Annotated in this window: 12 protein-coding genes; 1 reads left to right on the forward strand and 11 read right to left on the reverse strand. The window is 54.9% G+C overall.

The features are described 5' to 3' along the window. Positions 1-181 precede the first annotated feature (181 nt). From MKY64_RS27145 to pth, 9 genes are all read right to left on the reverse strand, one after another. Entirely contained in the window at positions 182-460 is a 279-nt protein-coding gene (locus MKY64_RS27145; RefSeq protein ID WP_036723951.1) for an RNA-binding S4 domain-containing protein, read from the reverse strand. Next, positions 460-732: an HU family DNA-binding protein gene (locus MKY64_RS27150; protein ID WP_076082787.1), complete on the reverse strand. Its 273-nt coding sequence runs from the start codon at positions 730-732 to the stop codon at positions 460-462. Before MKY64_RS27150 ends, MKY64_RS27145 begins: the two co-directional genes overlap by 1 nt. A gap of 286 nt (positions 733-1,018) precedes the next feature. Then, entirely contained in the window at positions 1,019-2,518 is a 1,500-nt protein-coding gene (gene mazG, locus MKY64_RS27155; RefSeq protein WP_340956908.1) for a nucleoside triphosphate pyrophosphohydrolase, read from the reverse strand. Between the two features lie 78 nt (positions 2,519-2,596). After that, positions 2,597-4,249, reverse strand: coding sequence for a putative polysaccharide biosynthesis protein (locus MKY64_RS27160; RefSeq protein ID WP_340956910.1), 1,653 nt, complete (start codon positions 4,247-4,249; stop codon positions 2,597-2,599). A 207-nt stretch (positions 4,250-4,456) separates the two neighbouring features. Next, positions 4,457-4,999: a stage V sporulation protein T gene (gene spoVT / locus MKY64_RS27165; RefSeq protein WP_209879194.1), complete on the reverse strand. Its 543-nt coding sequence runs from the start codon at positions 4,997-4,999 to the stop codon at positions 4,457-4,459. A 306-nt stretch (positions 5,000-5,305) separates the two neighbouring features. Beyond that, complete coding sequence (locus MKY64_RS27170) at positions 5,306-6,355, reverse strand: peptidylprolyl isomerase (RefSeq protein WP_036723960.1); 1,050 nt, start codon at positions 6,353-6,355, stop codon at positions 5,306-5,308. After that, complete coding sequence (mfd, locus tag MKY64_RS27175) at positions 6,342-9,866, reverse strand: transcription-repair coupling factor (protein WP_340956914.1); 3,525 nt, start codon at positions 9,864-9,866, stop codon at positions 6,342-6,344. Before mfd ends, MKY64_RS27170 begins: the two co-directional genes overlap by 14 nt. Positions 9,867-9,998: 132 nt before the next feature. Next, on the reverse strand, positions 9,999-10,229 hold the full coding sequence (locus MKY64_RS27180) for an anti-sigma-F factor Fin family protein (RefSeq protein ID WP_036696405.1): 231 nt from the start codon (positions 10,227-10,229) through the stop codon (positions 9,999-10,001). A gap of 90 nt (positions 10,230-10,319) precedes the next feature. Further along, complete coding sequence (gene pth, locus MKY64_RS27185; RefSeq protein ID WP_076082772.1) at positions 10,320-10,880, reverse strand: aminoacyl-tRNA hydrolase; 561 nt, start codon at positions 10,878-10,880, stop codon at positions 10,320-10,322. Positions 10,881-10,965: 85 nt separating this feature from the next. Here pth and MKY64_RS27190 point away from each other — a divergent pair, with 85 nt between their 5' ends. Then, the gene (locus MKY64_RS27190) at positions 10,966-11,172 is read left to right on the forward strand and encodes a hypothetical protein (protein WP_379254216.1); all 207 of its coding nucleotides are present in this window, start codon (positions 10,966-10,968) and stop codon (positions 11,170-11,172) included. A 103-nt stretch (positions 11,173-11,275) separates the two neighbouring features. Here the strand turns inward: MKY64_RS27190 and MKY64_RS27195 are convergent, their stop codons facing one another. Together MKY64_RS27195 and glmU are read right to left on the reverse strand one after the other, a co-directional pair. Next, entirely contained in the window at positions 11,276-12,229 is a 954-nt protein-coding gene (locus MKY64_RS27195) for a ribose-phosphate diphosphokinase (RefSeq protein WP_019914487.1), read from the reverse strand. A 108-nt stretch (positions 12,230-12,337) separates the two neighbouring features. Next, on the reverse strand, positions 12,338-13,738 hold the full coding sequence (glmU, locus tag MKY64_RS27200) for a bifunctional UDP-N-acetylglucosamine diphosphorylase/glucosamine-1-phosphate N-acetyltransferase GlmU (protein ID WP_036723963.1): 1,401 nt from the start codon (positions 13,736-13,738) through the stop codon (positions 12,338-12,340). Positions 13,739-13,781: the final 43 nt, after the last annotated feature.

Below are 13,781 nucleotides of genomic sequence, written 5' to 3' on the forward strand. Positions count from 1 at the left end.
GTATAGAACAGGTGAAAACAACAAAATAACCCCACAAAGTGGGGCTTTAGCTTAGATGATGACTCAGGTACTTTGCGGGGACCCCAAAACATATAAATTCTTATCTTTTAAAAAAGAGGTATTCCGCTCCGCCGTCTCCCGGCTTCAGGAATACCTCTTAACCTTATGCTGAAATAATTTGCTACCAGTCGAGTCCCGTGCTTTTGGCAACTGGCTCTTCACGGAGCAGGGTATACATTCCGGCTGCCTCGTCCTTGCGGGTGGTTTCCACCAGCTTTTCCACTTTGACCGTCACAAGCTTTTGGCCGAACTGCACGGTAATCTCGTCACCGATCTTCACCGTGCTGCTCGGTTTGGACTCCCGTCCATTGATCAACACCCGGCCCTGTTCGGACACATCCTTGGCCACGGTGCGGCGCTTGATCAGACGGGAGACCTTCAGGAACTTGTCCAGACGCATTAGTTAACGGCTTCTTTGAGCTTGTTGCCTGCCTTGAAGGCCGGCACTGTGGATTCAGGAATTTCGATAGGTGTGCCCGATTGCGGGTTACGGCCGGTGCGGCCGGAACGTTTGCGCGTTTCAAAAGTACCGAAGCCGATCAGCTGTACTTTATCTCCGCTTGCGAGAGCTTCTGTAATTTCGCCCAGCATTCCGTTAAGTACGGTTTCTACGTCTTTTTTGGATAGTCCGCTTTTCTCGGAAATGTTGTTTACCAGATCTGTCTTGTTCATAATTTGAAGTTCCTCCTAGGATACAAAAAATAAATGAAAATCAGGTTTACCGGAAAATCACGGCAAATCGTCATTTCGTCTTTATGATATTCTGGATTCCGCCCTCAATTCCTGCCACGATCCGCCGTTTTTTTTGAAAAAGTAACATCTTGCGTAGGATATGGGGGTTATAGCACTATAACATTATAAACCTCTCAATACATTTTAAATCAGAGATTCGCGCCAATAGTCACAGCATTGCCGTGAAACGCGCGGGATATACCGCCGAAGACTATAATTCTAAAATCTATTGCTTCCGCTCTTCTGCCTTGGCTTCCTGCCAGAGGGCTTCCATCTCTTCCAGCGGGCTGTCCTCCAGCCGGACCCCCCGATCCCGCAGACGCTGCTCAATATACTCGAAGCGGGCTACGAACTTGCGGTTGGTGCGGGTCAGCGCTTCTTCCGGATCGGCTCCGATGAAGCGGGCCACATTGGTGGCTGCGAACAGCAGGTCGCCCAGCTCCAGCATCTGCTCCCCGGCGGACTGTCCCGTCTCAATCGCTTCCTGAAGCTCGTCAACCTCCTCGCGGATCTTGGCCAGAACATCACTGGTGTTATCCCAGTCGAAGCCGACGCGGGACGCCTTCTTCTGCAGCTTATACGCCTTCATCAGAGCCGGTAGATCCCTCGGAACCCCGCTGAGTGCGGACAGGGCTTCGGGCTTCACGCCTTTGCGCCGCTTCTCCTCGGCCTTCATCCCTTCCCAGTTCTGCAGCGCCTCCTCGGCATTGCCCGCCGCCTGATCGCCGAAGACATGCGGGTGGCGGAACAGCAGCTTCTCATTCAGCCCCTCAATGACATCGTAGACACTGAAGGTCCCCAGCTCCTCTTCCATCTGGGAGTGCAGCATAATCTGGAGCAGCAGGTCGCCCAGCTCTTCCCTCATATGGTCCGGATCATCCTCGTCAATCGTCTCCAGCACCTCATAGGTCTCTTCGATCAGATTTTTGCGCAAGGATTCATGCGTCTGCTCACGGTCCCAGGGACAGCCCTCGGGGCTCCGCAGAATATCGACAATCTCATGCAGCCGGGCAAAGGTACGGTTACGCGCTTCATCCGCACGGCTCGCCGGAACATATACCAGCGACAGGTTACCATAGCCGTCCAGCCGGTCCAGCTCGTACAGCGGCACCCGGAGAATCTGCTCCTCGCCCTCCACACCAAGCGCATGTGCGGCAATGACCTCATACTCGGGCGGGTACAGCTCCATCAGGCAAAGCTTGGTCTCAGACGCGGTGAAGCTGTCATAGACCTGCCCGATCAGGGTGTGCAGCTCCGGGTGAAGCTGGGAGCTGCGGATACCGGAGGCATCCAGCAGCTGGAAGCCTTCAATCGGATCAAAGCCCAGTCGGACAAACGCTTCATCCAGGAAGCTCTCGCCGCCGAGGATATTCAGCTCAATGCCCGCCTCCGGGCAGCGTCCGCGCAGCAGGGAGACGGCGGATTCGGCCACCATGGGATGCCCCGGCACGGCATAGACGATCTCCGTGCCCTGCGGAGCGGCCGCAGCCTTCTCGATCAGCGTTGCCGTAATGGCTTCATAGACCTCAGGGAAGGACGACAGCGACTCATACAGCCCGTCGAAGGACTCCCAGGCTATCTCCATCTCCGCCAGTGCAGCCATGACAGGATGCTCTGCGGTCCGCACGTATACGGCCGTGGCCGCCTTCAGCTTCTTGATAATGCCCAGTGTCAGCCGGTCCGGGTTCCCGGAGCCCAGGCCGACGATCGTTAATGTTGCGCTCATGCCAGTCTACTCCTTCCAGGCAGCCGCCTGCTGCTATTCGCGAAAGGCGGCTGCGCTATGTATCTATTGAGCTGCGCCTTATGGGAACAGGCGCAGCTTCTTCAGCTTGTCCGCTAAGCGCGGGCCGAAGCCCGGAAGCTGGCGCAGCTCGCTCTCGCTGAGCAGCCGCAGCGCCACTGCGCCGAGTGCGAAGACGGCGCAGCCTGCGAGCACGCCGAGCAGGCTCTGCGCCAGGGCCGCGGTCCGCCCGCCGCCGAAGCCGGCGGCGTCTGCGGCCCTGGCTGCGCCGTGGCTCACGGCCGCGGCGGCCAGCCCCAGGCCCGCGAGCAGCGCCGCGGGCTTCAGCAGAACATCTGCGGCGCGCAGCCGCAGATGTCCCTGCCGGTAGAGCAGCAGCACGTTCAGCGCTGCTGCGAAGAGATGTGCGGCCACGCCAGCGATGGCCGCACCGGTAATGCCCTGCTGCGGGACCAGCAGCAGGTTGAGGGCCGCCTTAAGCGCAGCGGCGGCCAGCAGGGTCAGCGCCGGCGCGCGCACGGCGCCCAGGCCTTGCAGCAGCGCGGCGGAGATGATGCTGACCGTGCCGCCCGCGGCGGTAAAGGCCAGCCAGGTCATCGCGCCGCTGCCGGCGGCGTCCCCGTACAGAGCCGTGTTCACCGGCTCTGCAAGCACGGCCAGGCCTACGGAGGCGGCCAGCCCGAGGAGCCAGAACCAGCGCAGCGACAGCGTGATGCGCGTGCGGATCAAGGCCTCATCCCGCTGGTACTTCGCTTCGGCCAGTGCCGGGATGAAGACGACCGAGAGCGAGGTCGCCAGCATCGTTACGATCTGCACGAGCGGCAGCCCGCGGTTATAGATGCCGAACTGGGCCATCGCCGCCGTCTCGCTGCTCCCGCTCCCCGTCAGCAGACGGGGAACTGTGAAGACATCGACCAGTCCGATTAACGGAACAGCCAGCGCACCAAGCATCACCGGGAGGCCATAGGCTAACAGCTCGCGGGCAGGAATGCCCTGCTTAGCACTTGGTACGGCCGATGCCGTTCTGTTCTGAAGCGGAGCCTGAGGCAGCCTGTCGGGCAAGCCCCGCCGGTGGCTGCGCCAATACAGCAGCATCACGCCGAGACCGGCGATCCCGCCCCCGGCTGGACCCAGCATCGCACCGGCAGCGATGCCTGCGGCATCTGCGCCAGCGCCCGTCAGATACAGCAGAAGCGCGATCATGACCGCCACGCGTACCGACTGCTCGACCACCTGCGACACGGCAGTCGGCATCATATTATGCAGTCCCTGGAAGTAGCCGCGCAGCGCCGCCATCAGCGGCACCACCGCCAGCCCCCAGGCGCTGCTCCGCAGAGCCGGGACAATATGGGAGCTGCCGACCCATACCGCGATGAGCGGAGCCCCGGCGTAGACCAGAATGCCGAGTATAAGGCCGCTGGCCGCCGTAATTCCGGCAGATAGCAGCAGCACCCGCCTCCCCTTCTGCGCGTCCTGCGCCGCTGAAGCCTCGGCCACGAACCGTGAGATGGCGGCAGGCAGTCCAAGCATCGCCACCGTAACCAGAATGGTATACAGCGGATAGACCGTATTGTAGATGCCGAACGCGGCGTCACCGCCCAGATTCTGCAGCGGTATCTTCTGGAGCGTACCGATCAGTTTCGAGAAAATAGCTGCCGCGCTAAGAATAAAAGCGCCCTGCAGCAGCTTCGAGCCTTGCGAATTGGATGTCATCGTTTACCTGCTTCTACAGCCATAACTGCCATAATATAGAGCTTACTTTAACCTAAGCAAATGAATTTCTATATTATAACTTATCTAAGGGTAGAAGTGTAAATGACCATGCGTCTATTCCTTAGCTTGCCGATTCACAGCAAAAACCCGCCATTCCCTACGGTCATAATAACCAAAGGAAAAGCGGGACTCTTCAGCACCAGTTAATTACTGCTCCATTTGCTTACCCAGGAAGGCAGCTGCTGTCTCTGCCATTTTCACTTCCATCTGGGCCATTTTGACCGAATCATCCTTATTCAGCAGCACTACGCAGCCGATGGGATCTCCTCCTGAGATAATAGGCGCTGCCACATACGTGGATAACAGCTCCGAGTGGTCCTTGCTGATGTCATAGCTGCCTGCATTGGTCTCAAGCATTGTTTTACGGCTTTCCATTACCTTTTCCAGCAGCACACCCACTTGCTTCTCCAGATAATCCTTCTTGGAGCCGCCGGCGAGCGCGATGAACGTGTCCCGGTCCGTAATCATGGTAATATGCCCTGTTCCTTCATACAGCGACTCTGCATATTCCTTGGCGAAATCGCCCAATTCACCAATCGGTGAATATTTTTTCAATATAACCTCACCATCGCGGTCAACAAAAATTTCCAGAGGATCGCCCTCACGAATCCGTAAGGTGCGTCTGATCTCTTTGGGGATAACAACTCGTCCGAGGTCATCAATACGTCTTACAATACCAGTAGCTTTCATTTCAAATGTTGCCCCGCTTTCCTTAAGAAGTATGGTCCAACTACTGTCCATTATGGGAATGGTTAATCCCGGTGATTTATCGTAATATCTGACCATAGTATTCATCTCTTCCCAGTTCCTTATACATCCGTCAGCCCGCATATAATTGTTCATGGAGAATGAGAACGCCCCGGCCCGGCATCATTCCAGTTATGATCACAAATAGTCATTTCTATACCGCCGCAGTTATTTTCCCCATTTTGTTCTATTGTGGCAAAAAAAACCGCCCGGATGCATGGCGCATCAGGCGGCTTGTCCAGCCTATATTTATTTAGCGGCTTCTGTAGCAGCCGGTGTATCTGTAGCGGCTGGCGTGTCACTACCCGCAGCCGGAGCCGGTGTAGCTGTGGCTCCCGCGCTGCCTGCAGCAGCAGAGCTCTTCGGCAGATTGATTTTAATCTCCAGACTGTCCAGTTCCTTCTCCAGGAAGGTCTCCAGGCTGGCAGAAGCGGCAGAGTTCTTCACAGCCTTCAGCTGGTCGGCAGTCAGCGTATCGAAGGTGGTGTCCTTGCGGGCTTCAACCTTGATAATGTGATATCCGTAGGTAGTCTTGACTGGCTCACTGATCGTATTCAGCGGAAGAGAGTGGGCCGCAGCCTTGAACTCTGCTACATATTCTACCAGAGCCTTGTCCTTATATTCACCGCCGGTTTCCTTCGTGCCGGTATCATCCGAATATTCCTTGGCCACGGCTGCAAAGTCCGCCCCGCCATCCAGCTTCGCCTTCACTTCCTGGGCGCGCTTCAGCGCATCGGCATCCGTCCGCTCTTTGCCGGCGCTATCGGTCAGGCCAACCAGGACATGGCGCAGAGTAGCCACACTATAATCAGCCTTGGTGGCTTCATAATGGGTCTTGACCTGCTCGTCCGTTAATTTCAGCAGCATGTCCTGATATACGGTAAGTACGCGCTGCATATAGGAACGCAGGTCCGACTCGCTCAGATCCTGTTCCTTCAGCGTGCTCTTGTACTTATCGCCCAGCGCAGTCTTGATAGAGCCGATCTGAGTATCGACTTCTTTCTCCGCAGCCTTCTTCGCTTCATCCGTGGCCTTGTCCGCCAAGTATTCGAACGCGACCTCCTGCTTCAGGATGGACTCCTTGAACATATCAATCTCCAGATACTGCGCCTGCTCGGGGGACAGGAATTTCATTACGCGGGTATCCAGATTGAATTCCTTCTGGGTAATGGTGCCGCCCTTATACGTCGCCACCGCAGTATCATCACTTTTATTGCTGCAGGCAGCAAGCATGGAGAAGGACAGGGCTGCGGTCAGCGAGACCACCAGTACCTTCCAGGATTTTTTATTTAACGACATTGTGTAATTCTCCCTTCGATTTTAAAGACTGTTTGGCTGCCGCGAGGAATTGCTCCAGCACATCCAGCAGCTCCTTGTCACCTAAATCCTTCGCTTTGATCCGGATCGTTGCCTTGGCATCCTTATCAAATTGTACACGCCTTTCGAAGCTATTACCAACTTTGGCGAGCTTTGCCGTATCAAACGCCCCCAGGCTGCCCTCGTGGAAATTAAGCAGGGCATCATCCCCGCGCCGGACCATGGATTCCATGCCGTACAGCTTGCCATACACCTTCAACCGGGCCACAGAGAGCAGATTAATAACGGCTTCCGGCAATTCGCCGAACCGGTCCAGCAGCTCATCCTCAAGCTCGGAGGCATCTTCGAAGGAAGCCACAGCAGCAACCTTTTTATAGATTTCTATTTTTTGGATACTGTCGTAAATATACTCGGAAGGAAGATACGCGTCAATCGACAAATCAATGACCGTATTCCCCTGCTTCAGCGAAGTATCCTCCTCGCCAAGCACACTCACCTTGCGTTTGCGGATTTCCTCCGCCAGCATTTGCGAATACAGGTCGAAGCCGACCGAGGCAATGAAGCCGTGCTGCTCCGCCCCCAGCAGATTGCCTGCTCCCCGGATGGAGAGATCGCGCATAGCAATTTTGAAGCCTGACCCGAGCTCGGTGAATTCCTTGATGGACTGCAGGCGCTTCTCAGCCACCTCTGTCAGCACCTTATCGCGCTGGTAGGTGAAGTAGGCATAAGCAATCCGGTTGGAACGGCCGACGCGTCCGCGCAGCTGATAGAGCTGGGACAGGCCCATTTTGTCAGCATCATGAACAATCAGTGTATTTACATTAGGAATATCGACACCGGTCTCTATAATACTGGTGCTGACCAGCACATCATACTCTCCGTCCAGGAAGTCGAGAATCGTCTTCTCAAGCTCCGATTCCGACATCTGTCCATGCCCGATACCCACTCTTGCCTCCGGCACCAGCATGGAGATCTGCGCCGCCATTTCCTGAATCCCCTGTACACGGTTGTACAGATAGTAGACCTGCCCGCCACGGGCCAGCTCGCGCTCCACTGCTTCCCGGGTCAGCGTCTGGCTATGCTCTACCACATACGTCTGTACGGGAAAGCGGTTCTCCGGTGGTGTCTCAATAACTGACAAGTCACGCACCCCGAGCATCGACATATGCAGCGTGCGGGGAATCGGTGTGGCTGTCAGAGTCAATACATCGACATTGGTCTTCAGCCGCTTCAGCTTCTCCTTGTGGGTCACGCCGAAACGCTGCTCTTCATCGACAATCAGAAGGCCGAGGTCCTTGAAGACCAGATCCTGTGACAGCAGCCGGTGTGTGCCGATAATAACATCCACTGTCCCCTGGCGTACTCCCTTGATCGTCTCATTCTGCTCCTTGCGGCTGCGGAACCGGCTCAATACCTGAATATTCAGCGGATAATTGGCGAAGCGCTCACGGAAGGTCTCGTAGTGCTGCTGCGCCAGAATCGTCGTCGGCACGAGCACAGCCACCTGCTTGCCCTCTATAGCAGATTTAAAAGCAGCCCGGATCGCCACCTCTGTCTTGCCATAGCCTACATCGCCGCAGAGCAGCCGGTCCATCGGACGGTTCTGCTCCATATCCTTCTTGATCTCTTCGATCGCCCGCAGCTGGTCACGGGTCTCCTCATAAGGGAACATCTCTTCGAATTCGCGTTGCTCCTGCGTATCCTTCTCGAAGCCATAGCCAAGTGCGCTCTGGCGCTCTGCGTACAGCTTGATCAGATCATCGGCGATATCCTGAACCGAGCTCCGCACCTTGCTGGTAACCCGGGTCCATTCATTGCCGCCCAGCTTATAGACCTTCGGCTCCTTATCTTCCGAGCCGACATATTTCTGAATCAGGTCAATCTGTTCAATCGGAACAGAGAGCTTGTCGCCTCCTGCATAGAGGATGTGCATATAGTCGCGGTGAATACCGCTGACCTCAAGCGTCCCGATGCCCATATATTTACCGATCCCGTGATTCTGGTGAACCACATAATCCCCGATCTTCAGCTCGGTATAGCTCTTAATCCGTTCGGCATTATCAATACCCTTCGAGACCTTCCGCGCCTTGCGCTGCTTCTGCGAGAACATCTCACCCTCAGTGATCACTGCGAGATGAATCGAAGGAAGCTCGAAGCCGGAGCCCAGGTTGCCCTGCAGGATCGTCGGCTCCTCAATGCCATAGTCATCCAGTACCCGGCGGATACGCTCCATCCGCTCCTCGCCGTTCGCCAGCATGATCACCTTCACGCCGGACTTGTGCCAACGCTCCATCTCGGATTTCAGCACATTCATCTGGCCATGGAAGTCCTGCATTCCGCGGCTGATGAAGCCTAAGATATTCTGTGGCTGAATATGTGGAACCTGACGCAGAAATATCGACATAAACAGGCTCTGGAACGGACGCTGGTACATAATAACCTCGCTGTCGACAGAGAGCTGCAGCTCAGGCAGCGTCTTGCCGTTCTGCAGCAAGTGCAGATTCCATTCCGACTCATCCCGCTCCAGCTGCTTGGCGGTCTCCAGAAGTCTGGCCGGCTCATCCAGGACAAGCAAGGTATCCTGGGCCATATAATCATACAGATGAATACGTTCAGGGTAGAGCAGACTGATATATTTATAGACTTCCGGGAAATAGGTACCCTGCCGCAGCATCTCCAGCTCCCGGCCCATCTCCTCACGCAGACGCAGCTTGGCCTGACGGTCACTCATCTTCTCAAGCTGCCGCTCCAGCATTGCAGACGCAGCGGTAGAAGCCGCATCCTGGCGGAGCTGATCGAATATAATCTCCTTGGCCGGTGTAATCTTCACACTGCGGACCTTATCGATGGAGCGCTGATCCATAGGGTCGAAGGTACGGATGGAGTCTACTTCATCATCAAACAGCTCCACCCGGTAAGCCAGTGGAGAGGTCATGGGATAGAAGTCGATAATACCGCCGCGTACACTAAGCTCACCGCGGTTCTCTACCCGCTCCACCCGCTCATAGCCCATCTCAATCATGGACATGAGGAAGTCATCCAGTGGCAAGGTTCCGTCCTGCGAAACCGTAAGCTGGGCTTCAGCCATGACATGCGGAGCGGGGAGCAGCCTCCGAACGCCGGAGTAGGGAACAACTACAATTCCCCGGAAGCCCTGGGCGCAGCGCGTCAGTACATCAATCCGCTGAGCCAGCGTCTCCGGGCTTGAGACAGCGGCCTCAGCCGCCACCAGCTCATTGGCCGGATAGAGCAGCACCCGCTCCGGGGAAAGCGCTTCCTGCAAATCATCAGCCATCTTCTGGGCTGAGAACATATTATGGGTCACAACCAAGAGCGGACGCTGCGTCTCCTCATGCAGGGCAGCCAGCATGATTTGTCTGGCCGAGCCGGACAGACCGGAGATAAGCTGTTCCTTCATCCCTGCTGCGATGCCACGGGTGACAGACTGGAAATCAGTATCCTTGGAAAAAGCTTCTATAAGACCTTGTAACAACAGGTGCACCTCTCTTACTAAACAGGCTGACAGCGGCAATGCCGCTGTCACCTATTATAATTGGAATCGAAAACAAGCCTCAGCGGATAAGGCCAAGGCTTGCGGATGACGATAGAGACAGGCGCTTCCACCTTACTGAAGCGGACTGGCCAGCAGGCTGAGCTCGGGGTTGTTATCCAGCGCCTGCTTGCAGTAATCGCAGGTCACCTTCACCGTAATCTCGCCTTCTGAATCATACGCTATTATATCTCTGCGCTCCGCAGGGGTCAAGGATTGCAGCCCCAGCTGCATCTCTGTAATATCGCTTCTGCCAATGCTTCCCAAGAACGTCCGGCAGTGCCTGCATACATAGTGTATTGCCATCTATATGCCTCCTGAAGGTAGTATATACCTTCAGTATGCCCCGCCCGGGAGGGCTTTAGCCGCAGGGCCCTGAACCCTATGCCTTGTATTTCATCCGTTAAATTTGGCCATGGTCTGTTCAAAGGTATGCTGCAGGCTGAATTCCACAGCATCGCAAGTATCACTTATCATGCTCTCAAGCCTTGCTCCATCCTTCTTGGCGAAGGTAGATAGTACGTAGTCAACTATAGCAAAACCCGGCTCCGGACGGGATATGCCCATCCGCACCCGGTTAAAGCTCTGGGTGCCCGTGTGCTGAATGATGGACTTGATGCCATTGTGCCCGCCGGCACTGCCCTGATAACGCAGCCTGATCTTACCCAGCTCCGTATCCAGGTCATCATAGACCACAATCATATCTTCCAGCTGGACCTTATAATAATCCATATAAGCCCGTACCGCTTCCCCGGACAGATTCATGAAGGTCATCGGCTTGATCAGCACCGTCTTCACACCGCCGATCATCCCTTCACCGATTACCGATTTGCATTTATTCTGGTTAAAGGCAATTCCGTGTCTGGACGCAAGCTCATCGAGGGCCATGAAGCCGACATTATGCTTGGTCTTCGCGTATTGCGTTCCGGGATTCCCGAGTCCAACAATCCATTTCATATTTAAGGTTTTTCCTTTCCGCCCGGTACTCTCAGCAGAAGAGTTCCGTTTTTGGTACAATAAGTTTATACTCCGGAGACAGGTGATGAACATGCCACATCAGGGCGATATCTTAACACTGCAGCGCCATTTCCAGTACCATATTCAATATGCTGTGCCTGTTGAAGTCTATAGGGGGAACGCGCACGTAGACATCGGTGTGATTACAGCGGTTGACGAAGGCTTCGTAGAGCTGCAGGGTACGCTGTACAACCGCAGCCTCTTCACCTTCATCTCCCGTCCGGGATATTGAAGCTTATACGAGCCTAAGTCCCTGCCGCTGCATCACGCCGATAAGGGTTACACCTTCCGCTTGACGAAAGGTGTAACCCTTTTTCTGCTGATCTGCCTGCGGCCTATTCGATTTCGAACAGCTTACTGATCGACAGCTCTTCATGCACGCGAATGATAGCTTCACCCATAAGCGGGGCTACGGACAGTACCTTGAGCTTGGAGGTCGGGTTGCTGCTGCGAATTGGAATGGTATCCGTCACGATAATTTCTTTGATCGGAGAGTTTTCCAGACGTTCATGCGCCGGACCGGATAATACAGGATGCGTACAGCAGGCGTAGACTTCTTTCACGCCGCCTTCCATCAGGGCATTGGCTCCAAGAACGATCGTTCCTGCCGTATCGATGATATCATCGATCAGGATCGCCGTTTTGCCTTCAATATTACCGATAATGTTCATAACCTCACTGACGTTCGGTTCAGGACGGCGCTTGTCGATAATCGCCAGCGGAGCGTTAAGGAAGTCAGCCAGCTTTCTGGCACGCACCACGCCCCCATGGTCAGGAGAGACGACCACCGGGTTCTGAATTTGCTTCGAACGGAAATATTGAGCCAGAATCGGAACACCCAGCAGATGATCCACAGGAATGTCGAAGAAGCCTTGAATCTGCATCGCATGAAGGTCCATAGTAATGACGCGATGTGCACCCGCCTTCTCAATCAGGTTCGCTACCAGCTTGGCCGTAATCGGATCACGGGAACGGGCCTTACGGTCTTGACGGGCATACCCGTAGTAAGGAATCACGACATTGATGCTCTTCGCGGAGGCACGCTTAAGCGCATCTACCATCACCAGAAGCTCCATCAGATTGTCGTTCACCGGTCCGCAGGTGGACTGTACGATATAGACATGACAGCCCCGGACACTCTCCGACAGCTTAACCTGAATCTCTCCGTCACTGAAGCTGGTCGTATGGGACTCGCCCATCGGAATGCCGATATAATCAGCAATCTGGCTGGCCAGCTTAGGATTGGAGTTGCAGGTGAAAATCTTGAGTTTGGAATCACAATAAGTCATAAAATATAAACCCTCCGTGACGGAATTTAACTGGCCAAAGCACCGGCGCGGATGTGCAAGAAGTCCGTCCGGCGCTCTAAGCCTACAGCTGCTTTCTGCTTACACGCTTTACGATGGACTATGCTGGTCTTTCTTCGCCTTGGCCCGGGAGCGGATCTTCTCTGCATAACCCGGCTTATTCTCCTGCCTTGCTCTGGCAATCGCCAGATCGTTCTCCGAAACCGGACGCGTAATAGTGGAACCGGCGACAATGAATGCGCCCTTGCCCACTGTAACCGGAGCAACAAGGTTCACGTTGCTGCCGATAAAGGCATCATCGCCAATCTCGGTTCTGAACTTATTATATCCGTCATAATTAACGGTGATGGCGCCGCAGCCGATATTGACATTCTTACCGACCTCAGCATCACCGACATAGCTTAAATGAGATACCTTGGAGCCGTCGCCGATTGTAGCATTCTTGATCTCTACGAAGTCGCCGACCTTAACACCCTCACCTAGAACGGTGCCGGGACGTAAATACGCAAAAGGCCCAACGGAAGCCCGTGTGCCGACCTGAGCCTGATTCAGCACGGAATGCTTCACAGCCGCTCCGTCCATAATCACGCAGTCTTCAATTTCACTTGCCGGACCAATCACACAATCTTCGCCGATCACTGTCTTGCCCTTGAGTACCGTGCCCGGATACAGCACCGTATCTGCTCCAATGACAACATCTGCTCCGATGTAGGTTGAAGCCGGATCGATGATAGTGACTCCGCCGAGCATATGCCCCCGGTTGATGCGCTGACGCATATAGCCTTCGGCTTCAGACAACGCCAGTCGGTCATTCACACCAATGGACTCTGCTGCATCATGGGCCTGATAGCCCAGAACGATATCGCCCTGCGCCCGGAGTATGCCGATAACATCCGTCAAATAATATTCCTGCTGGTTGTTGGTATTCGTAACCTTCTCGAGAGCAGCAAAGAGCTTCGCGTTATCAAAACAATACGTCCCTGTATTAATCTCGTTAACCGCAGCTTCACTCTCTGTGCAATCCTTCTGTTCCACAATCTTCAGCACTCCGCCGTCTTCGCCGCGGATAATCCGTCCATATCCGGCAGGCTGCTCCATAACAGCAGTAAGGACAGTTGCAGCAGCATTCTGCGCTTCATGCAGCGCCATCATGCCTTCGAGTGTCTCGCTCATGACAAGCGGCGTATCTCCGCAGATGACAATGGTGGTTCCTTCTTCGCTGCCCAGAAGATCCTTGGCCTGCTTGACGGCATGGCCGGTTCCAAGCTGGACATCCTGCAGCACATATTCGGCATTCTCGCCTAAGTATGCCTTCACCTTCTCGGCGCCGTGGCCTACAACAACTACATTATGCTGGCATCCGGTCGCCTTCACTGTATCAAGCACGTGCCCTACCATCGGTTTACCGCAGACAGGGTGCAGTACCTTGTATAATTTAGATTTCATGCGCTTGCCTTGGCCTGCAGCAAGTACAACAGCCATTCTTTTCAAGAATGCCAACCTCCCACTTCTTGAACTCACTACTGAATATATC

Source organism: Paenibacillus sp. FSL R7-0210 (assembly GCF_038009085.1).
Classification (GTDB): Bacteria; Bacillota; Bacilli; order Paenibacillales; family Paenibacillaceae; genus Paenibacillus_AQ; species Paenibacillus_AQ silagei.